The organism is Pseudomonas sp. TNT2022 ID1044, from assembly GCF_028656895.1.
In the GTDB taxonomy this organism is placed as follows: Bacteria; Pseudomonadota; Gammaproteobacteria; order Pseudomonadales; family Pseudomonadaceae; genus Aquipseudomonas; species Aquipseudomonas reinekei.
This window is the reverse complement of sequence record NZ_JAMDHB010000006.1, coordinates 350,826-371,118: the sequence shown is the minus strand read 5'-3', so window position 1 is coordinate 371,118 and position 20,293 is coordinate 350,826. Positions and strand designations below refer to the sequence as shown.

At 59.6% G+C, this 20,293-nt stretch carries 22 protein-coding genes and 1 other RNA gene; 11 read left to right on the top strand and 12 right to left on the bottom strand.

Features of this window, described 5'->3' with window-relative positions:
* The first annotated feature begins 11 nt into the window (after positions 1 to 11).
* Positions 12 to 2,234: a polyphosphate kinase 1 gene (gene ppk1 / locus M5G20_RS10000; RefSeq protein WP_273919004.1), complete on the top strand. Its 2,223-nt coding sequence runs from the start codon at positions 12 to 14 to the stop codon at positions 2,232 to 2,234.
* Between the two features lie 153 nt (positions 2,235 to 2,387).
* Here the strand turns inward: ppk1 and ppx are convergent, their stop codons facing one another.
* The 5 genes from ppx to M5G20_RS09975 all read right to left on the bottom strand — a co-directional run bounded on the left by ppx (position 2,388) and on the right by M5G20_RS09975 (position 6,946).
* Positions 2,388 to 3,890 (bottom strand): exopolyphosphatase, encoded by a 1,503-nt coding sequence (gene ppx, locus M5G20_RS09995; RefSeq protein WP_273919003.1) that lies wholly within the window; start codon positions 3,888 to 3,890, stop codon positions 2,388 to 2,390.
* 208 nt (positions 3,891 to 4,098) lie between these two features.
* Entirely contained in the window at positions 4,099 to 4,836 is a 738-nt protein-coding gene (locus M5G20_RS09990) for an amino acid ABC transporter ATP-binding protein (protein WP_273919002.1), read from the bottom strand.
* A complete protein-coding gene (locus M5G20_RS09985; protein WP_075946428.1) occupies positions 4,823 to 5,473 on the bottom strand; it encodes an amino acid ABC transporter permease in 651 nt (216 codons plus the stop codon). Before M5G20_RS09985 ends, M5G20_RS09990 begins: the two co-directional genes overlap by 14 nt.
* On the bottom strand, positions 5,470 to 6,138 hold the full coding sequence (locus M5G20_RS09980; RefSeq protein ID WP_075946427.1) for an amino acid ABC transporter permease: 669 nt from the start codon (positions 6,136 to 6,138) through the stop codon (positions 5,470 to 5,472). The genes M5G20_RS09985 and M5G20_RS09980 overlap by 4 nt, the downstream gene beginning before the upstream one ends.
* Positions 6,139 to 6,160: 22 nt before the next feature.
* The gene (locus M5G20_RS09975) at positions 6,161 to 6,946 is read right to left on the bottom strand and encodes a transporter substrate-binding domain-containing protein (RefSeq protein WP_150734064.1); all 786 of its coding nucleotides are present in this window, start codon (positions 6,944 to 6,946) and stop codon (positions 6,161 to 6,163) included.
* A gap of 256 nt (positions 6,947 to 7,202) precedes the next feature.
* Between M5G20_RS09975 and M5G20_RS09970 the strand changes: the two genes are divergently transcribed.
* The 6 genes from M5G20_RS09970 to M5G20_RS09945 all read left to right on the top strand — a co-directional run bounded on the left by M5G20_RS09970 (position 7,203) and on the right by M5G20_RS09945 (position 13,321).
* Positions 7,203 to 7,910, top strand: a complete 708-nt coding sequence (locus M5G20_RS09970; RefSeq protein ID WP_150734065.1) for a FadR/GntR family transcriptional regulator — start codon at positions 7,203 to 7,205, stop codon at positions 7,908 to 7,910.
* A 121-nt stretch (positions 7,911 to 8,031) separates the two neighbouring features.
* Positions 8,032 to 8,361, top strand: coding sequence for a thioredoxin TrxA (trxA, locus tag M5G20_RS09965; protein ID WP_003206727.1), 330 nt, complete (start codon positions 8,032 to 8,034; stop codon positions 8,359 to 8,361).
* Between the two features lie 247 nt (positions 8,362 to 8,608).
* On the top strand, positions 8,609 to 9,868 hold the full coding sequence (gene rho, locus M5G20_RS09960; RefSeq protein WP_003206716.1) for a transcription termination factor Rho: 1,260 nt from the start codon (positions 8,609 to 8,611) through the stop codon (positions 9,866 to 9,868).
* A 140-nt stretch (positions 9,869 to 10,008) separates the two neighbouring features.
* On the top strand, positions 10,009 to 11,475 hold the full coding sequence (gene ubiD / locus M5G20_RS09955) for a 4-hydroxy-3-polyprenylbenzoate decarboxylase (RefSeq protein ID WP_273919001.1): 1,467 nt from the start codon (positions 10,009 to 10,011) through the stop codon (positions 11,473 to 11,475).
* Positions 11,475 to 12,443, top strand: a complete 969-nt coding sequence (locus M5G20_RS09950; protein WP_273919000.1) for a CDP-6-deoxy-delta-3,4-glucoseen reductase — start codon at positions 11,475 to 11,477, stop codon at positions 12,441 to 12,443. The genes ubiD and M5G20_RS09950 overlap by 1 nt, the downstream gene beginning before the upstream one ends.
* A gap of 209 nt (positions 12,444 to 12,652) precedes the next feature.
* On the top strand, positions 12,653 to 13,321 hold the full coding sequence (locus M5G20_RS09945; RefSeq protein WP_273918999.1) for a gamma-glutamylcyclotransferase: 669 nt from the start codon (positions 12,653 to 12,655) through the stop codon (positions 13,319 to 13,321).
* Here M5G20_RS09945 and glpT read toward each other — a convergent pair.
* Positions 13,297 to 14,646 carry a glycerol-3-phosphate transporter gene (glpT, locus tag M5G20_RS09940; protein ID WP_273918998.1) on the bottom strand — a complete coding sequence of 450 codons (1,350 nt, stop codon included), beginning with the start codon at positions 14,644 to 14,646 and terminating at the stop codon, positions 13,297 to 13,299. The two genes, M5G20_RS09945 and glpT, sit on opposite strands and share 25 nt — an antisense overlap.
* Positions 14,647 to 14,974: 328 nt before the next feature.
* On the opposite strand from glpT, the gene M5G20_RS09935 reads away from it, so the two are divergent.
* The gene (locus tag M5G20_RS09935) at positions 14,975 to 15,589 is read left to right on the top strand and encodes an energy transducer TonB (RefSeq protein WP_273918997.1); all 615 of its coding nucleotides are present in this window, start codon (positions 14,975 to 14,977) and stop codon (positions 15,587 to 15,589) included.
* A 48-nt stretch (positions 15,590 to 15,637) separates the two neighbouring features.
* Here M5G20_RS09935 and M5G20_RS09930 read toward each other — a convergent pair whose 3' ends face one another.
* Entirely contained in the window at positions 15,638 to 16,615 is a 978-nt protein-coding gene (locus tag M5G20_RS09930; RefSeq protein WP_273918996.1) for an NADPH:quinone oxidoreductase family protein, read from the bottom strand.
* A gap of 150 nt (positions 16,616 to 16,765) precedes the next feature.
* Here M5G20_RS09930 and M5G20_RS09925 point away from each other — a divergent pair, with 150 nt between their 5' ends.
* On the top strand, positions 16,766 to 17,173 hold the full coding sequence (locus tag M5G20_RS09925; RefSeq protein ID WP_075946415.1) for a flagellar basal body-associated protein FliL: 408 nt from the start codon (positions 16,766 to 16,768) through the stop codon (positions 17,171 to 17,173).
* Between the two features lie 84 nt (positions 17,174 to 17,257).
* Here the strand turns inward: M5G20_RS09925 and M5G20_RS09920 are convergent, their stop codons facing one another.
* Positions 17,258 to 17,707, bottom strand: coding sequence for an EVE domain-containing protein (locus tag M5G20_RS09920; RefSeq protein WP_075946414.1), 450 nt, complete (start codon positions 17,705 to 17,707; stop codon positions 17,258 to 17,260).
* A 197-nt stretch (positions 17,708 to 17,904) separates the two neighbouring features.
* Between M5G20_RS09920 and M5G20_RS09915 the strand changes: the two genes are divergently transcribed.
* A complete protein-coding gene (locus tag M5G20_RS09915; protein WP_008048702.1) occupies positions 17,905 to 18,060 on the top strand; it encodes a hypothetical protein in 156 nt (51 codons plus the stop codon).
* 34 nt (positions 18,061 to 18,094) lie between these two features.
* Here M5G20_RS09915 and M5G20_RS09910 read toward each other — a convergent pair whose 3' ends face one another.
* The 4 genes from M5G20_RS09910 to M5G20_RS09895 all read right to left on the bottom strand — a co-directional run bounded on the left by M5G20_RS09910 (position 18,095) and on the right by M5G20_RS09895 (position 19,519).
* Positions 18,095 to 18,700: a 5-formyltetrahydrofolate cyclo-ligase gene (locus tag M5G20_RS09910; protein WP_150734073.1), complete on the bottom strand. Its 606-nt coding sequence runs from the start codon at positions 18,698 to 18,700 to the stop codon at positions 18,095 to 18,097.
* Positions 18,701 to 18,786: 86 nt separating this feature from the next.
* A non-coding RNA gene (ssrS, locus tag M5G20_RS09905) (6S RNA) lies at positions 18,787 to 18,965 on the bottom strand.
* A 30-nt stretch (positions 18,966 to 18,995) separates the two neighbouring features.
* Positions 18,996 to 19,313: a cell division protein ZapA gene (locus tag M5G20_RS09900; protein ID WP_007978902.1), complete on the bottom strand. Its 318-nt coding sequence runs from the start codon at positions 19,311 to 19,313 to the stop codon at positions 18,996 to 18,998.
* Entirely contained in the window at positions 19,310 to 19,519 is a 210-nt protein-coding gene (locus tag M5G20_RS09895) for a TIGR02449 family protein (RefSeq protein ID WP_007982902.1), read from the bottom strand. The genes M5G20_RS09900 and M5G20_RS09895 overlap by 4 nt, the downstream gene beginning before the upstream one ends.
* A gap of 196 nt (positions 19,520 to 19,715) precedes the next feature.
* Here M5G20_RS09895 and M5G20_RS09890 point away from each other — a divergent pair, with 196 nt between their 5' ends.
* Positions 19,716 to 20,273 carry a YecA/YgfB family protein gene (locus M5G20_RS09890; RefSeq protein WP_273918995.1) on the top strand — a complete coding sequence of 186 codons (558 nt, stop codon included), beginning with the start codon at positions 19,716 to 19,718 and terminating at the stop codon, positions 20,271 to 20,273.
* Positions 20,274 to 20,293 lie beyond the last annotated feature (20 nt).

The following is a 20,293-nucleotide window of genomic DNA, read 5'->3' as shown; positions in this document are numbered from 1 at the left end:
AGGAACATGTGATGAATACCGAAGGACTCACGGAAGTTGCCGTACAAGACGCTCAACCGGTGGTGGAGCAAATCGCCGAGACCCCGCCGGAGCTGGAGCCTGCTCCGCCCGCGACGGTGACCGAGCCCGCCCCGGCGCCGCCGGCGATTGCCATTCCCGGCCTGGATGACAGCAGCCTGTACATCCATCGCGAGTTGTCGCAACTGCAGTTCAACATCCGCGTGCTGGAACAGGCGCTGGATGAGTCCTACCCGTTGCTGGAGCGGCTGAAGTTCCTGTTGATCTTCTCCAGCAACCTGGACGAGTTCTTCGAAATTCGCGTCGCCGGCCTGAAAAAGCAGATCACCTTCGCCCGTGAGCAGGCGGGGGCCGATGGCCTGCAGCCGCACCAGGCCCTGGCGCGCATCAGCGAACTGGTGCACGGTCACGTTGACCGCCAGTACGCGATTCTCAACGACATTCTGTTGCCGGAGCTGGAAAAACATCAGGTCCGGTTTATCCGTCGTCGCCACTGGACGACCAAGCTCAAAACCTGGGTACGCCGTTATTTCCGCGACGAGATCGCACCGATCATCACCCCGATCGGCCTCGACCCGACGCACCCGTTCCCGTTGCTGGTGAACAAGAGTCTGAACTTCATCGTCGAGCTCGAAGGCATCGACGCCTTCGGTCGCGACTCCGGTCTGGCGATCATCCCGGCACCGCGCCTGCTGCCGCGCATCATCAAGGTCCCGGAAGAAGTCGGTGGCGCCGGCGACAACTATGTGTTCCTGTCGTCGATGATCCATGCTCACGCCGATGACCTGTTCCAGGGCATGAAGGTCAAGGGCTGCTACCAGTTCCGCCTGACCCGAAACGCCGACCTGGCGCTCGATTCCGAAGACGTGGAAGACCTGGCCCGCGCCCTGCGCGGTGAGCTGTTTTCGCGTCGCTACGGTGATGCGGTGCGTCTTGAAGTCGCCGACACCTGCCCGAAACACCTGTCCGACTACCTGCTCAAGCAGTTCAACCTGGGCGAGACCGAGTTGTATCAGGTCAACGGTCCGGTGAACCTGACGCGTCTGTTCAGCATCACCGGCCTGGACAGCCAGCGCGAGCTGCAATACCTGCCGTTCACGCCGCAGATCCCGAAACTGCTGCAAAACAGCGAGAACATCTTCAGCGTGATCAGCAAGCAGGATATCCTGCTGTTGCACCCGTTCGAGTCGTTCACGCCGGTGGTCGACCTGCTGCGCCAGGCCGCCAAGGACCCGCACGTATTGGCGGTGCGCCAGACGTTGTACCGTTCCGGCGCCAACTCGGAAATCGTCGATGCGCTGGTGGATGCGGCGCGAAACGGCAAGGAAGTCACGGCGGTGATCGAACTGCGCGCGCGGTTCGACGAAGAGTCCAACCTGCAGCTGGCCAGCCGTCTGCAAGCGGCCGGTGCGGTGGTGATCTACGGTGTGGTCGGCTTCAAGACCCACGCCAAGATGATGCTGATCCTGCGCCGCGAGGCCGGTGAAATCGTGCGTTACGCGCACCTCGGCACCGGTAACTACCACGCCGGCAACGCTCGCCTGTACACCGACTACAGCCTGCTGACCTCCGACGACGCCTTGTGCGAAGACGTCGGCAAACTGTTCAGCCAGTTGATCGGCATGGGTAAAACCCTGCGCATGAAGAAGTTGCTGCATGCGCCGTTCACCCTGAAGAAGGGCATGCTCGACATGATTGCCCGCGAGACCCAGTTCGCCCTTGACGGCAAACCGGCGCACATCATTGCCAAGTTCAATTCGCTGACCGATCCGAAGATCATCCGCGCGTTGTACAAGGCCAGTCAGTCGGGCGTACGCATCGATCTCATCGTTCGTGGCATGTGCTGCCTGCGGCCGGGCATTGCCGGGGTTTCGCACAACATTCACGTGCGCTCGATCATCGGTCGTTTCCTGGAACACACCCGGGTCTTCTACTTCCTCAATGGCGGCGACGAGCAGATGTTCCTCTCCAGTGCCGACTGGATGGAGCGCAACCTCGACAAGCGCGTCGAGACTTGCTTCCCGGTGGAAGGCAAGAAGCTGATCATGCGGGTCAAGAAGGAGCTGGAGCTGTATCTCACCGATAACACCCACAGCTGGAGCCTGCAGTCCGACGGTCGTTACATCCGTAACACGCCAACCGGCAACCAGAACCCGCGCAGCGCCCAGGCGACGTTGCTGGAACGGTTGGGCAGTCCGATTCTGGCTGTGCGGTAACGCCGGTCCGTTAAAAAAATGGCGATCCCTGCGGATCGCCATTTTTGTTTACACCGACCCCTGTAGGAGCTGGCTTGCCAGCGAGGGCGGACGTTCAGTTACCGCATGGCGTGATGCTGCATCGCCAGCAAGCCGGCTCCTACAGCGCGAATTTCAGCGGGCCTTGAGGACGATATCGACCCGCGTCAGCCACTGCGCTTCAATTTCGAAGTCGGCCTGGGTCAGCTGGTTTTCATCCAGCCAGTCTTTCGGGAACACCACTTCCAGTTGATTGCCGTTGGCGTTGAGCTCGACCTGAGGCATTTGCTGGGTGCCGCGGATGTGGTGGAACAGGATCGCGAAGCGCAGCAGCACGCACAGGCGAATCAGCTTGATGCCGTCATCACCGAAGTCGGCGAATTTGTCCTTGGGGATGTTGCGACGATGGCCGCGCACCAACAGTGCGAGCATCAGCTGGTCTTCGCGGGAGAACCCGGCCAGGTCCGAGTGCTCGATCAGGTAGGCGCCGTGCTTGTGGTACTGGTAGTGAGCGATGTCCAGACCCACCTCGTGGACCTTGGCCGCCCAGCCGAGCAGTTCGCGCCAGACGCCGTCTTCCAGGTCCCAATCCTTGGCCACCTGATCGAAGGCATGCAGGGCTTTGCGCTCGACCCGCGCCGCTTGTTCCAGATCGACGTGATAACGCTCCATCAGCGAAGTCAGGGTGCGTTCGCGCACGTCTTCGTGATGATGGCGACCGAGCAGGTCATACAGCACGCCTTCACGCAGGGCACCTTCGCAGTGATCCATGCGTTGCAGCTCTAGGGAATCGAAGATCGCTTCGAGGATCGCCAGGCCCGCCGGGAAGATCGCCCGACGGTCCGGCTTGATGCCTTCGAAGTCGATTTTCTCGACATCGCCGAGCTTGATCAGCTTGCGCTTGAGCCAGGCCAGGCCTTCGGCGTTCACTTCGCCCGAGCCGTAACCACCGGCCTTCAGCGCCAGGCCGATGGCGCGGATGGTGCCGGAAGAGCCGATGGCTTCATCCCAGGTCAGGCGATGCAGGGCGTGTTCGATGCTCATGATCTCCAGCCGCGCCGCGGTGTACGCCTGGGCGTAGCGGGCCGGGGTGATCTTGCCATCCTTGAAATAGCGCTGGGTGTAGCTGACGCAGCCCATTTGCAGGCTTTCGCGCAGCAGCGGTTCGAAGCGCTGGCCGATGATGAATTCGGTACTGCCACCGCCGATGTCGGCCACCAGGCGCTTGCCCGGGGTGTCGGCGAGGGTGTGGGACACGCCGAGGTAGATCAGGCGCGCTTCTTCACGGCCAGAGATGACTTCCACCGGGTGGCCGAGGATTTTTTCGGCGCGGTGGATGAATTCAGCGCGGTTGCGGGCTTCACGCAGGGCGTTGGTGCCAACAATCCGTACGGCGCCGAGCGGCATACCGTTGATCAGTTGCGCAAAACGCTTGAGGCAATCGAGCCCGCGCTGCATGGATTCTTCGCTGAGCTGGCGCTCATCGTCGATGCCGGCCGCCAGCTGAACCTTCTCCCCGAGACGCTCGAGAATACGGATTTCGCCGTTCTGGGCCTTGGCCACGACCATGTGAAAACTGTTGGAGCCCAGGTCGATTGCGGCGATCAGGGACAGATTCTTGGCTTGAGATTGCGGCATGGTCAGGGGGTCTCGGTCGATAACCTCGACATCGTGCCACGATCAAAGGCTGCCGCCAACGCGCAGTGTTCAAAGCCTTGATCCAGTGCAGGAAAGTCGGTGCCCGCTACGCGGTCAATCGCCAGCAGGCTGGCTCCCACATTGGAATGCGTACCCCTGTGGGAGCTAGCCTGCTAGCGATGAGGGCATTAAAGACAATGAGGTTGTTTCAGGCTGTCGCTTCAACAGTGCCAATGAAGTTGGCCAGCTCCGCGGTCTGCGGATTGGCAAACAAAACCTTCGGATCACCCACCTCATGCACCTTGCCCATGTGCATGAAGACCAACTTATCCCCAACCTCCCGGGCAAAGCGCATTTCGTGGGTGACCATGATCAGCGTCATGCCTTCCTTGGCCAGTTGCCGAACCACGCTCAGCACTTCGTTGACCAGCTCCGGGTCCAGCGCGGAGGTGATTTCGTCACACAACAAAACCTTCGGCGACATCGCCAGCGCCCGGGCAATCGCCACCCTTTGTTGCTGCCCGCCGGACAGTCGATCAGGGAAAGCATCGAACTTCTCACCCAATCCAACCCTTTCCAGCATCTGCCGCGCCAGTTCAGCAGCTTTGGCTTTGGGGACTTTTTGCACCACTTGCGGTGCGAGCATCACGTTTTCGCCCACCGTCAAGTGCGGGAACAGGTTGAACTGCTGAAACACCATGCCAACCTTCTGCCGCAGGCTGCGCAGGTCGGCCCGGGCGGCGTCGAGGTATTCGCCGTCGACTTCGATCACGCCGTCGTTGATCGACTCCAGCCCGTTGAGGGTGCGCAGCAAGGTCGACTTTCCCGAGCCGCTGCGGCCGATAATCGCTACCACCTGGCCTTCCTCGACGCTCAGGTCGATGCCTTTGAGCACATGGTGATCGCCGTAGTATTTATGCAGGGCGGAAATTCTAAGCAGAGGCATGCAGTCTCCTTTCCAGGTAGCGCGCGCTGAGGGACAAGGGGTAACAGAGCAGGAAATAGCCGAGGGCGACGAGGCCGTAGACCATGAAAGGTTCGAAGGTGGCGTTGGCGAGCATGCCGCCGGTCTTGGTCAGCTCGGTGAAGCCGATGATCGAGGTCACCGCTGTGCCTTTGACCACTTGCACCGAAAAGCCCACGGTGGGCGCCACGGCGATGCGCAGGGCTTGCGGCAGGATCACGTAGCGCAGCTGCTCCAGCGGGTTAAGCGCCAGGCTCGACGAGGCTTCCCACTGGCCGTTGGGGATCGAGTCGACGCAACCGCGCCAGATCTCCGCCAGATAGGCGCTGGTGAACAGCGTCAGGGCAATCGCCGCCGCCATCCACGGCGAAATCTCGATCCCGGCCAACGCCACGCCGAAGAACACCAGAAACAATTGCATCAACAGCGGTGTGCCCTGGAACAGCTCGATGTAAGTGCGGGCGAAGCTGCGCGGCAGGGTTTTTTTCGAAATGCGCATGACCATGATCAGCAAACCGATCACACCGCCGCCGATGAACGCCACCAGCGACAACGCCAGCGTCCATTGCAGGCCTGTGAGCAGGTTGCGCACGATGTCCCAGAAGGTGAAATCGCTCATCGGCTGTTCCTCGCGATGTAGCGATTGCCGATCCAGTTCAGCAACTGACGGATCAGCAACGCCATGCACAGATAGAGCAAGGTGGTCAGCGCGTAGGTTTCAAAGGCGCGGAAGTTGCGCGACTGAATGAAGTTGGCGGCGAAGCTCAGCTCTTCGGTAGCGATCTGCGAGCAGACTGCCGAGCCGAGCATGACGATGATGATCTGGCTGCTCAGGGCCGGCCAGACCTTGCCCAGCGCCGGCAGCAGCACCACGTGGCGAAACGCCTCGAAGCGAGTCATCGCCAACGCGGCGGCGGCTTCCAGTTGCCCCCGAGGGATCGCCTGAATGCCCGCGCGGATAATCTCGGTGGAATAGGCGCCAAGGTTGATCACCATCGCCAGCACCGCGGCTTGCCATTCGGAAATCTGCACCCCCAGTGACGGCAAGCCGAAGAAGATGAAAAACAACTGCACCAGAAATGGCGTGTTGCGGATCAACTCGACGTAGACCGCGAAGATCCCGGCGAACGGGCGAATGTTCCACGCCCGTACCAGTGCCCCGACGATGCCCAGCCCAACGCCGAGCACCGCGCCGATGGCCGTCAGCTCAAGGGTGAACAACGCACCGCGCAGCAATAGATCGGTGTTGTGTACCACCGGCAAGAAATCGAACTGATAAGCCATAGCGTGTCTCCTGCGCGCCGGATCAGAGGTCGGCCGGCAGCGGCTCTTTGAGCCAGGTCATGGCGTTCTTCTCCAGCGCGCCGTCGCCCTTGGCAGTGACGAGGATCTGGTTGACCTTATCCAGCAGCGCCGGCTCGTTCTTGTTCACGCCGACATAGACTGGCGAATCCTTGAGCTTCACTTTCAGCGCCGGCACGCGTTTCGGGTTCTTCTCGCTGATAGCGACCATCACCACGTTGCCGCTGGCGATCAGGTCGACTTGCCCCGCCAGGTAGGCGGCGATGGTCGAGTTGTTGTCTTCGAAGCGCTTGATGGTCACGCCTTCGGGGGCGACCTTGGTCAGCTCGATGTCTTCAATGGCGCCACGGGTAACGCTGATGGTCTTGCCCTTGAGGTCGTCCAGGCCTTTGATGTCGGCGTCTGGCGGACCGAACACGGCGAGGTAGAACGGTGCGTAAGCGCGGGAGAAGTCGATGACTTTTTCGCGCTCGGGGTTTTTGCCGAGGCTGGAGATCACTAGGTCAACCTTACCAGTGGTCAGAAACGGAATGCGGTTGGTGCTGTTGACCGGGGTCAGTTCGAGTTTGACCTTGAGCTGGTCGGCCAGCAGTTTAGCGGTATCAATATCCAGACCGCGTGGTTTCATGTCCGGGCCGACCGAGCCGAACGGCGGGAAGTCCTGAGGTACGGCGACCTTGAGGACGCCGCGCTTGACCACATCCTCCAGACCGTCGGCGTGGGCGGGAGCCTGGCTCAGCATCAGGCTGGCGAACAAGGCGGCGAGGAGGGCGCTGTAACGCTGGGTCATGGCAAATCTCCGGATCGGCAAGAAGTGATTTCTGCGGATCGACAGAGCACGGGCCATGCCAACCCGGGGATCTGGAGGCGCCAGAGCACGGTTTTACTGGTGTCGGACGGTCTTACTGGTCTGAACAGTCAGGTTGCGTTTCGCACCTCGATGGCGCAGCCGTGAAAATTTCCGAACCCCCATGGGGCACGACTTGCCGGGCGCCGCGAATAGCTTTACAACTGGCCGCACATTGGCCTGGTTCGTCTGGAAAACCATGAACTCGATCTCCCGTGCCGTACCCGAAGTGGCGCTGCAAGCCATCCGCAAACTGATCACCGAACAGGGCTTCGGGCCGGGTGATGCCTTGCCATCGCAACGAGACCTGGCGGTGCAGTTGGGGGTCAGTCGGGCGTCGTTGCGTGAAGCGTTGTCATCGCTGAGCGCACTGGGAGTCATCAGTATCCAGCCGGGCAAAGGCGTGTTTGTGCAGTCGCCAGTGGAGCTGCCGCGAGGTGATGCGGCGCCGGGCTGGCCGTTCGCGGCGCAGGCGTCGCCGCTGGACATCTTCCAGTTGCGCTATGCGCTGGAGGGATTTGCCGCAGGGCTGGCGGCCGTGACCTTGAGTACCGAGGAGCTTGATGCGCTGGAAGACAATGTCGCCGCCATGCGCAACGAATTGAAGGCCGGCGATTTTGAAGCCGCGGCGCGGCTGGATTTCGAATTCCACCGCCGAATCCTGTTGGCCAGCGGCAATCAAGCGATGCTGAGCATCCTCACTAACAGCGCCGACATCTTTCTGGAGAGCCAGAAACTGCCGTTCATCCGGGCCGAGCGGGCCATGGAAACCTGGCAGGAACACCGCAAAATCCTTCGTGCACTGGCCCGGCGGGCCTCTGGTGCGGCGCAAAAAGCCATGCACGAACACGTGCGCAACGCTGCGCTGCGTACCGGCATTGCATTCGTCGCTCCCGCCACGGCGTGACTTGGGCTATACCCAAACTCATGGACCACCATAGCGAGACTCAATCATCTGCGGCTTCCTGAACACGGGAAGGGCAGCTATGATGGGCCACGTTTTTTTGCTTACAACCCTGGAGAATTCCATGAGCAGCGATCTTATCAAACACGTTAGCGACGCTAGCTTCGAGGCCGACGTACTCAAGGCTGAAGGCGCTGTACTGGTCGACTACTGGGCTGAGTGGTGCGGCCCTTGCAAAATGATCGCTCCTGTTCTGGACGAAATTGCCGAGACCTACAAAGGCAAGCTGACCGTTGCCAAACTGAACATCGACGAAAACCAGGAAACCCCGGCCAAGCATGGCGTGCGTGGTATCCCGACCCTGATGCTGTTCAAGAATGGCAACGTTGAAGCGACCAAGGTCGGCGCGCTGTCGAAGTCGCAGTTGGCGGCCTTCCTTGACGCCAACATCTAAGCGTCGTTGTAGCTTGTCAAAAAAAGGCCCCGCATATTGCGGGGCTTTTTCGTTATTGAGGGCTAGACGCTCCGAAACTCAGGTGTTACATTCGGCCCCGCGCTGGTTTCTCCAGTGCCCCCTGCTAGCCGTCGCCGACGCTCTCCTTTTCGAATAAGTACGCGATCCTGTCGCCTTCTCCGCGGCGCGGCCTCATTAAGCCAAAAGCTTAATTTCCCCCCTCCATAAATGATTACGTCATTCCTATATGAATCTGACTGAACTCAAGCAAAAGCCGATTACCGAACTGCTCGAATTGGCCGAACAGATGGGCATAGAAAATATGGCCCGTTCGCGCAAGCAGGACGTGATTTTCTCCCTGCTGAAAAAGCACGCGAAAAGCGGCGAGGAAATCTCCGGTGATGGCGTGCTGGAGATTCTCCAGGACGGCTTCGGCTTCCTCCGCTCTGCAGACGCTTCCTATCTCGCCGGCCCAGACGATATCTACGTCTCGCCGAGCCAGATCCGTCGCTTCAACTTGCGCACCGGTGACACCATCGTTGGCAAGATCCGCCCTCCGAAGGAAGGCGAGCGTTATTTCGCGCTGCTCAAGGTCGACACGATCAACTTCGACCGTCCGGAAAACGCGAAAAACAAGATTCTCTTCGAGAACCTGACCCCGCTGTTCCCGACCGTGCGCATGAAGATGGAAGCCGGTAACGGTTCCACCGAAGACTTGACCGGTCGTGTCATCGACCTGTGCGCCCCGATCGGCAAAGGCCAGCGCGGTCTGATCGTTGCACCGCCGAAAGCCGGTAAAACGATCATGCTGCAGAACATCGCGGCAAACATCGCTCGTAACAATCCTGAAGTTCACCTGATCGTGTTGCTGATCGACGAACGTCCGGAAGAAGTCACCGAAATGCAGCGCACCGTGCGCGGCGAAGTGGTTGCCTCGACGTTCGACGAGCCGCCAACCCGCCACGTGCAGGTTGCCGAAATGGTGATCGAGAAGGCCAAGCGCCTGGTCGAACACAAGAAGGACGTGGTGATCCTGCTCGACTCCATCACCCGTCTGGCTCGTGCCTACAACACCGTGATCCCGAGCTCCGGCAAGGTACTGACCGGTGGTGTCGATGCCCACGCCCTGGAGAAACCGAAACGTTTCTTCGGCGCCGCGCGGAACATCGAAGAAGGCGGCTCGCTGACCATCATCGCCACCGCGCTGGTTGAAACCGGCTCGAAGATGGACGAAGTGATCTACGAGGAATTCAAAGGTACCGGCAACATGGAACTGCCTCTGGATCGTCGCATCGCTGAAAAACGCGTGTTCCCGGCTATCAACATCAACCGTTCCGGTACTCGCCGCGAAGAGTTGCTGACCGCCGACGACGAGTTGCAGCGCATGTGGATCCTGCGCAAGTTGCTGCACCCGATGGACGAAGTCGCTGCCATCGAGTTCCTGGTCGACAAGCTGAAAACGACCAAGACCAACGATGAGTTCTTCCTGTCGATGAAACGCAAGTAAGTCGAGCAGGGCACCTGAGCCGGGGAAACCCGGCTTTTTGCTATCTGATTTTTGATCAAGCGGCAGTTCGTGGTTCTGAACCGCAGGGTTCGGCGCTAAACTGCCTGCCCCGAACGCCACGGCCAACACGAGGCTTACGCATGCAGTATCGCGACTTGCGCGACTTTATCAGCGGGCTGGAACAGCGCGGCGAGCTCAAGCGCATCCAGGTTCCGGTGTCCCCAGTGCTCGAAATGACCGAGGTCTGCGACCGCACCTTGCGCGCCAAAGGCCCGGCCCTGCTCTTCGAAAAGCCTGTGGGTTATGACATACCCGTGCTCGGCAACCTGTTCGGCACCCCCGAACGCGTGGCGCTGGGCATGGGGGCCGAGGCGGTCAGCGAGCTGCGCGAGATCGGCAAATTGCTGGCGTTCCTCAAGGAACCCGAGCCGCCTAAAGGTCTGAAAGACGCCTGGTCCAAGCTGCCGATCTTCCGCAAGATCATCTCGATGGCGCCCAAAGTCGTCAAAGATGCGATCTGCCAGGAAGTGGTCGTCGAAGGCGACGACGTCGATCTCTCGACGCTGCCGGTGCAGACCTGCTGGCCGGGCGACGTTGCGCCGCTGATCACTTGGGGCCTGACCGTCACCAAAGGTCCGAACAAGGATCGACAGAACCTCGGTATCTACCGCCAGCAAGTGATCGGCCGCAACAAGGTCATCATGCGCTGGCTGAGTCACCGTGGCGGTGCGCTGGATTACCGCGAATGGTGCGAGAAACATCCGGGCCAGCCGTTCCCTGTAGCTGTGGCGCTGGGTGCTGACCCGGCGACCATCCTCGGCGCCGTGACGCCAGTACCCGACAGCCTCTCCGAATACGCCTTCGCAGGTCTCTTGCGCGGCAATCGCACCGAACTGGTGAAGTGCCGCGGCAACGATCTGCAAGTGCCAGCCACCGCCGAAATCATCCTCGAAGGCGTGATCCATCCGGGCGAGATGGCCGATGAAGGCCCGTACGGCGACCACACCGGTTACTACAACGAAGTCGACAGCTTCCCGGTGTTCACCGTCGAGCGCATCACCCATCGGATCAAGCCGATCTACCACAGCACCTACACCGGCCGTCCGCCGGATGAACCGGCGATTCTCGGCGTGGCGTTGAACGAAGTGTTCGTGCCGATCCTGCAGAAGCAGTTCCCGGAAATCACCGACTTCTACCTGCCGCCTGAGGGCTGCTCGTACCGCATGGCCGTCGTGACCATGAAAAAGTCGTATCCGGGGCATGCCAAGCGGGTAATGCTGGGTGTCTGGTCGTTTTTGCGACAGTTCATGTACACCAAGTTCGTTATCGTCACTGACGACGATATCAACGCGCGGGACTGGAATGACGTGATCTGGGCCATCACCACGCGCATGGACCCCAAGCGCGACACAGTGATGATCGAGAACACACCGATCGACTACCTCGACTTCGCCTCGCCGGTATCCGGCCTGGGTTCGAAGATGGGGCTCGATGCCACGCATAAGTGGCCGGGCGAAACCACGCGAGAGTGGGGTCGGGTGATCGTCAAGGACGATGCCGTGACCCAGCGGATCGATGCCATCTGGAATCAGTTAGGAATAGATTGATGCGTGTAACCTTGCAGCCCTCCGGAGCAGTGCTTGAGATTCTGCCCGGCGAGCGGATTCTCGATGGCGCACGCCGCCTGGGCTATGACTGCCCGCAAAGCTGCCGCAACGGCAACTGCCATGTGTGCGCTGCGCTGCTGGTGGAAGGTCGGGTCGAGCAGGCCGGCGGTGTGCGCGACCATGGCGAGTTCTACACTTGCATAGCAGAGCCGCTGGAAGACTGCATCGTGCTGTGGGATGGCGTGCTCGCGCTGGGAGAGTTACCGGTGCGCACTCTGTCGTGTCAGGTCACCAGTTGCACCGAGGTCGGTGGTGATACCTGGCGGGTCCGGCTGCGGGCGCCGGCCGGCAAGCCTCCGCGTTATCACGCCGGCCAGTATTTGATGATCCATCGGGACAATGGCGAGAAGTCATCCTTCTCCCTGGCCTCGGCGCCCTCCGGTGGGCGTGATCTGGAAATCCACGTCCTGGCGCGCGAAGCCAGTGCAATAAACCTGATCAAACAGCTGCAAGGCAACACGATGGTGCGGGTCGACATGCCATTCGGCGACACGCACCTGGCCGAATTGCCGGACGGTCCACTGGTACTGATTGCCGCGGGCACTGGCATGGGTCAGGTCCACGGTTTGATCGAACACTGCCGCGCTGAAGGCTTCAAGCACCCCGTGCACTTGTATTGGGGCGTTCGCCGTCCAGAAGACTTCTATGAAATCGAGCACTGGGACGAATGGCTGAAGTTGCCCAACCTGTTCCTGCACAAGGTCGTCAGCGATCAATGTGGCTGGCAAGGGCGTTGCGGCATGTTGCATGAAGCCGTTTGCGAAGACTTTCCCGATCTCAAGACGCTGCATGTGTACGCCAGTGGCTCGCCGGCCATGGTCTACGGCACGCTGGATGCGCTGGTCGAGGCGGGGATGGATGCCCATCAAATGCGCGCCGACGTATTTGCGTACGCCCCTCGATCTTGATGCTGCTCCTGCAGGTTATAACCCCCTATATAGCCTATCGGTATTTATAAAATAATATAAATGCCGGTAGGTTATATTGTGTTCAGGTAATTAATTAACAACAGTGTCATGGCACTTGAATTGCTTTGAAAAACATATGTGCCTTATTGTTACAGCGGTGCGTTCTATTAAGTAACTCTTTATTCGCGGGGAGCTGAACGCTAATCGCCATGAGCGCCATTGAATCATCCATTTTGAATCTGGCTTACCCTCCGCGGCTCGATCTGGGGCCGCAGCTCACGCACGAACAATTACTCAGCTCGATGCAATCGACCATGGCGCGCCATAAAGGTGGGCCAGTGTGGTTGTTCGCGTACGGCTCGCTGATCTGGCGTCCCGAGTGCACGGCGGTTGAACGGCTTCGCGGGCGGGTGCATGGTTACCATCGCGGTTTGTATCTGTGGTCCCACGAACATCGCGGCACACCGGAAATGCCCGGCCTGGTCTTTGGTCTGGATCGCGGCGGTTCATGCAGCGGCTTTGCTTATCGCCTGCCTGAAGAGCAACTTGAGGCATCGCTGTATGCACTTTGGCAACGCGAGATGCCGTTCCCTTCTTATCGTCCACACTGGCTCAACTGCCGTCTCGAAGACGGAAGCCAGGTTCAGGCATTGGGCTTTGTTCTGGAACGGCATTTGCCCAGCTATGCCGGCAACTTGCCGGATCATGTGCTGAGCCACGTGTTTGAGAACGCTTGCGGGCGTTACGGCACGACTCGCGATTATGTCGAGCAGACCGCTCACGCCCTGCGTAGCCACGCCATGCCAGACCGGAATCTGGAGGCGCGGCTCAAGCGCTGCAAATCAAAGGTTGATCAGGCGATTGCTTCGCGGCTCTGACTGGCGACTTGCTTGTGCCACAGCGTTGGCGCGAGGAAGGCCATCGCCAGCAGGCAGGCACCGATCAGCAGAACAAAACCGCCATCCCAACCAAAATGGTCCACGGTGTAGCCCATCGCTGCACTGGCCGCGACCGACCCACCCAGATAACCAAACAGGCCGGTGAAACCTGCTGCCGTGCCGGCGGCTTTCTTCGGCGCCAGTTCCAGCGCCTGCAAGCCGATCAGCATCACCGGGCCGTAGATCAGGAAGCCGATGGACACCAGGGCGATCATGTCGACGGTCGGGTTGCCGGCCGGGTTGAGCCAGTACACCAGCGTTGCCACGGTCACCAGCGCCATGAACACCATGCCGGTCAGGCCACGGTTGCCGCGGAAAATCTTGTCCGACATCCAGCCGCACAGCAGCGTGCCCGGAATGCCTGCCCACTCGTAGAAGAAGTACGCCCAGGACGTCTTGTCCACAGTGAAGCCCTTGGCTTCCTTGAGGTAGGTTGGCGCCCAGTCCAGTACGCCGTAGCGCAGCAGATAGACAAAGACGTTGGCCAAGGCGATGTACCAGAGCATTTTATTGCGCAGCACGTATTTGACGAAGATTTCCTTGGCGCTGAATTCTTCTTCGTGGCTGGCGTCGTAGCCTTCCGGATAGTCGTTCTTGTACTTCTCGATGGGCGGCAGGCCCACCGATTGCGGGGTGTCGCGCATGGTGATGAAGGCGAACACCGCCACGGCCATGGCCACCGCCGCCGGTACGTAGAACGCGGCATGCCAGTCATTGAACAAGCCCATGCCGATCAGGAACAGCGGGCCGATCAAGCCGCCGCCGACGTTATGCGCCACGTTCCACAGCGACACCACGCCACCGCGTTCCTTCTGCGACCACCAGTGCACCATGGTCCGGCCACTTGGCGGCCAGCCCATGCCCTGCGCCCAGCCATTGATGAACAGCAGGACGAACATGATAGTCACGCTGGACGTTGCCCAATGCGCGAAACCGAACGTGAACATCACGGCAGCCGAAACTATCAGGCCGAACGGCAGGAAGAAGCGCGGGTTGGAGCGGTCGGAAACGATGCCCATGAGGAACTTGGACAAGCCGTAGGCAATGGCAATCGCCGACAGCGCCACCCCCAGCTCACCCCGGGTGTAGCCCTCGTCAATCAGGTAAGGCATGGCCAGTGAGAAGTTTTTGCGCAGCAGGTAGTAGCCGGCATAACCGATAAAAATACCGGCGAAGATTTGCCAGCGCAGGCGGCGGTAGGTGCTGTCTATTTTTTCTTCAGGCAATGGAGCCTGATGTGCGGCAGGACGAAAGAAAGCAAACATTCAGGAGCTCCAATTTTCTTGTTTTGACTGCGGATGCGAATGTTACAGTTTCGTTACCGAAAATAGCACCGGTTCTCATCGGCAAAACAGTGAAAATGTTGGAATTCGAGCATTCCTTCATGAGCATGTCGCTCAGATATAAATGAAGGGCGTTGTAGGAGGTTTCGCCGCTTTCCATTTTTTGCGCGCGGGTTGGCAGGAATAAGGCAAGTCTTTGGGAAATGTCCTGCGTCGTTACCGGAAGTCATGATCTTCAGCTCAAGACGCTCTCTCTTTAACCTTTGTCCGGCTGCCAGGATTGGCATTTGAGGTGTAGAGGGGAGGGGTTATGCGGTGGTTTTTGTTGATGCTGGGGCTGGCGTTGTCTGGCGAGATCCGGGCAGGGGAGTTTTTTCTGATACCCGAAAACAATCCTCGGCCGATTTACCCGGTTGCGCTGCAAAGGGCCGGGATCATTGGTGATGTTCGAGTCAGCTTCGTAGCCCACTCCGATGGCTCTGTCAGCCAGGTGAGCATCCTGCAAAGCGATCACCCTGAACTGGCCGAGGCGACTCGGGTTGCCATAGAGCAGTGGCGGTTCAAACCGTGGATGGTGGAAGAGGGCAGGCCGGCAGAGCAGGAAGTGATCGCGCCCATGCAGTTCAGGTTCAACTCGTCTTTGCCGCTCCACACCAATAAATGGCTGAAGGAGCTGAAGTGTCGAGATCTGAACGAGGCAATTGTTCATGTCGCAGAGCAATCGTGGATCGATTCTCCTGCATTCCATTTCACCCGCGCCTACCTGTCGAACTCATTCTCTACGACAGCGCTGACGAATGAGCAGCGTCTGGCGCTGATCGCCAAGCTCAACAGAAAGGTGCCGATCATTGTCAGGCAATGCCTGAACAACCCGGTTTCGCGGTATGTGCGGTATTTGCCGGAGGACATTCGCAAGATGCTATAGCGTTGATGGTCTGGACGACGCTCAGCGAAGTCCAGACTCCAGATGGACTCAGCGAACCTGCACCACCACCTTCCCAACCGCCTTGCGCTGGCCGAGATCATTTATCGCTTGAGCTGCGTTGCTCAATGGATACACCTGCGACACCAGCGGTTTCAACTTGCCTTCGGCAAACCAGCCAAACAGTTGCTGGAAGTTCGCGGCGTTGTCCTGCGGCTGGCGCTGGGCAAATGAGCCCCAGAATACGCCCAGCACCGCTGCGCCCTTGAGCAATGCCAGGTTTACCGGCAGTTCGGGAATGCGCCCGCTGGCGAAGCCGACCACCAGCAGGCGGCCGTTCCAGGCGATGGCGCGGATGGCCTGGTCGAACAGGTCACCGCCCACCGGGTCGTAGATCACGTCGGCGCCCTGACCATCGGTCAGGCGTTTGATTTCGTCCTTGAGGCTGGTTTCGCTGTAGTTGATCAGTTCATCGGCCCCCGCAGCCTTGGCTACGGCGAGTTTTTCGGTGCTGCTGGCGGCGGCGATTACCCGGGCACCCATGGCTTTGCCGATTTCTACAGCGGCGAGGCCGACACCGCCGGAGGCGCCGAGTACCAGCAGGGTTTCACCCGGTTGCAGGTTGCCGCGCTGCTTGAGTGCGTGCATCGAGGTGCCGTAGGTCATGCTGAAGGCGGCGGCGGTATTGAAGTCCATCGAGGGTGGAATCGGCAGCACGTTGTAGCCCGGCACCGCGACCTGCTCGGCGAAACTGCCCCAGCCGGTCAGTGCCATGACCCGGTCACCGACTTTCAGGTGGCTGACCTTTTCACCCACGTCACTGACCACGCCGGCTGCTTCACCGCCCGGTGAAAACGGGAAGGGCGGCTTGAACTGGTACTTGCCCTCGATGATCAGCGTATCGGGGAAGTTGACCCCCGCGGCGTGCACGTCCAGCAGGATTTCGTTCTTCTTCGCGACAGGACTGGCGACGTCTTCCAGCACCAGCGATTCGGCAGGGCCGAAGGCTTTGCACAGCACGGCTTTCATCAAGGCTATTCCTTTGGGAGTGATGGCCGATAAGTGTAGGTGTGTGAGTCGATGGGTCAATGAGCATGCCCGGCCCTGATAGTCAGCCATAAGCTTGTGCTTGCGCGGCGGGTCGTTATGCTAGGCCGCAAACCGGATAAGGAGCGAATTGTGAAAGCGTGGATCATGTTGATGCTGGCCCTGTCTCTGCCTGTGGCAGCGGTGGCCGAAGAAGCCAAAGAAGGTGAAGCACCAAAGGTCAATTACATCACCCTGAGCCCGCCGTTCGTGGGTAATTACGGGCTGGATGGCACACCGAAACTCAAGGTCTACAAGGCCGACGTGGCGTTGCGGGTGACCGGCGAAGAGGCGACCAAAGCGGTCAAGGCCAACGAACCGCTGATTCGTAATCAGCTCGTGGCGTTGTTTGCCCAGCAGACTACCGAGACGATGAACAACGTCGAGGCCAAAGAGAAGCTGCGTCAGGAAGCGTTGAAGCAGACCCAGCAGATCATGAACGATGAAACCGGTAAGCCGGTGGTTGAGGATTTGTTGTTCAACAACCTGATCATCCAGTAATGCTGGATCCTGTAGGAGCTGGCTTGCCAGCGATAGCGCCCTCAAGATCGCCATCGCTGGCAAGCCAGCTCCTACAAAAGCATTTCAACGCAGCTCCATCACAGCCGCCCACTGCTCGGCCGTCACCGGCATCACCGACAGCCGCGAGCCCTTCTGCACCAACGGCATCTCGGCCAGTGCCGTCTGTTGCTTGAGATAGTCCAGCTTCAGTACCTTGGAAAACGTCTCGACATGCGCGACATCAATCGCGCTCCAGGCGTTTTTCTCCGGTGTGGCTTTGGGATCATAGTAATGACTTTCAGGCTCCAGCGCCGTTGGGTCGGGATACGCGGCTTCGATAATCTTGCCGATCCCGGCAATCCCCGGCTCCGGGCAGCTGGAGTGATAGAAGAAAAACTCATCCCCCACAGCCATGGCCCGCAGGAAGTTTCGTGCCTGATAGTTGCGAACCCCGTCCCAGCGCGCTTTGCCAAGCTTCTCCAGGCCTTTGATCGAGAGTTCGTCGGGCTCGGATTTCATCAGCCAATAGGCCATGTTTTTTGCTCCTTGCGAGGTCAGTGGGCAGGTTGTCGGGCAATTTTATGACAAACCGACAGTCGGTTGACGTCAGCATTTGCGCAGCGGTTCACGTTGCCGCAAAATGCCGGCCTTTAGAGCTTGACGCTGCTGCACGGCCTACAAAACGGAAACCGCTGCTGTCATCGTGTTGATGTGCCTTTGGGGGGCAATCGATGAAACGCAAACCGGATTTACTATGGATTTTGGTCATTTTGTTCGGCCTCGGCGTCGTGACAACTGGCTATGCTCAAAGCCTGTGGGCCAACAAGACCGATGCACCGGTTGAAGTTGCCCAGTTGCAGCAACAGTCGACCGCGTTCAAACGCTAAGCTGTCTTTTCGGCGCCGCTGATTCCAGTGGCGTCTAGCCTGCGTAATACCAGGCCTTGTCCGTTACCGTTCCCTGCAACGGTACATCCCAGCTCGCTTGAGCCAATCGCTCGACCTTCTGACACTCATGGGCCAGCCCCAGCAGCGTCGGCTTGCGCCAGTCATTTCGGCGCGCCAGGTAAGCCAGGCTTCGATCGTAGAAGCCGCCGCCCATCCCTAGCCGTCCGCCGACATCGTCAAACCCCACCAACGGCAGCAGCACCAGATCCAGCGCCCAGACTTTGCGTTGTCGGGCAAGGTTGTGCCGGGGTTCCAGAATCCGAAAGCGGTTGGGCTTGAGCTTTTCACCAGGGCGGATGCGCTGGAATACCATTTTGGTTCGCGGCCAGGCACTGAGTACCGGCAGATAGGTAGCCTTGCCTCGCCGCTGAGCGGCACGCAGCAGCAGGCGCGGATCGATTTCGCCGTCGGTGGGCAGGTAAAGAGAGATATGTCTGGCGCGGCGAAACAGTGGCTGCTGGGCCAATTGCTTGTACAGCCCGCGAGCGGCCTGGCGCTGTTGACTGGGTGTCAGTGCGCGGCGGGCCTTGCGCAGCATGCGTCGAAGTTGCGGGCGGGGTAGCAGCGCAGGTTCGGTCATGAATTCGGGCTTCGAAAGTACGGATACGTAAAGCGTACCCGTAAAAACGCCGATGCCGGTATTTAAACCGGCATCGGACTGGAATCAGGCTCCCCGAATGTGTCGCTGTCGACTTAGCCCTTGAACCCGAAAGTTCAAGGTGGAAGATGCAGTAGGCTTTAAGGCTTTCCGTCTAGCGGACATGCACACCAGCCCAACGTGCAACCTCCAGGGTATAGCAAATCGGCTCAGGGACATCGCCAACTGGCAAACACCCCAGGGAGTGTTTGGAGTATACCCCAAGCGGTGAGCCGAATCAGCCTTTGGTGACGTCCGGATCGGTTGCGAGCACCAGATCGACGCGATCGAGCAGGTCGCGCACCTGCTCACGGGTCGAGCCGCTGACCTGCACATCCGGCCGGTCTTCCTTGTGCAGCAGGTCGTGGGTGATGTTCAGCGCGGCCATCACGGCGATACGGTCGGCACCGATGACTTTGCCGCTGCTGCGGATCTCGCGCATCTTGCCGTCCAGATAGCGGGCGGCGCTCACCAGGTTACTGCGTTCTTCCTGGGGGCAGATGATCGAATACTCTTTGTCGAGGATCTGCACGGTGACGCTATTGCTTGAACTCATGAGTCTTGCTCCAGGGCCTTGAGGCGCGAAATCATCGATTCGACCTTACGCCGGGCGATTTCGTTTTTTTCAATGAGGTGCGCGCGTTCCTCGCGCCAGGTCTTTTCCTGAGCAAGTAAGAGTCCGTTTTGGCTCTTAAGTTGCTCGACTCGGGTAATGAGTAGTTCGAGTCTGGCCATCAGCGCTTGCAGGTCGGTGTCTTCCATTGTCTTCACTGTCTGATGGGTGTTGGACTTGTAGGAGCGAGCGTGCTCGCGATGAACCGGAGATCGCCACGGGGGTGTCAGGTACGCAACGTTATCGTTGACGACCATCGCGAGCAAGCTCGCTCCTACAGGGGTAGTCGATGTAGGATACAAGGCCTTCATTCTAGACATAGCGCCGTCTGGCGCCTAGCTGCCCATGACCATTCAGAATTCCCCGTACCAAGCCTTCGCCACCCTGCTGACGTCCAGCGGTCACAATGTCTCGCCTGCCGAACTGCATGGCCTGCTGCTCGGTCGCAGCTGCGCCGGCGCCGGTTTCGATGCCGAAGGCTGGCTGATCGACGCCGCTGAACTGCTGGAAAACGAGCCGCAGGACAACGTTCGCAACGCCTTGATCGGCCTGCAAGAGATGGTAAAAGGCGAGCTCACCGGCGATGACGTGACCGTCGTTCTGTTGCTGCCCACCGACGATGCTCCGCTCACCGAGCGTGCCGCCGCACTGGGCGAGTGGTGCCAGGGTTTCCTCAGCGGCTTCGGCTTGAACTGCCGTGACAGCAGCGCCCTTAGCACCGAGGCCACCGAAGTGCTGCAGGACCTGGCAGCCATTTCCCAAGTGCAAGATGCGCTGGAAGAGTCCGAAGACGGCGAGTCCGACTACATGGAAGTCATGGAATACCTGCGCGTCGCGCCGCTGCTGTTGTTCTCGGAAACCAAGAAAGACGTGGCGGCCGCCGCCAAACCGTCGCTGCACTGATCTAAGCCAGGGAACGCCAT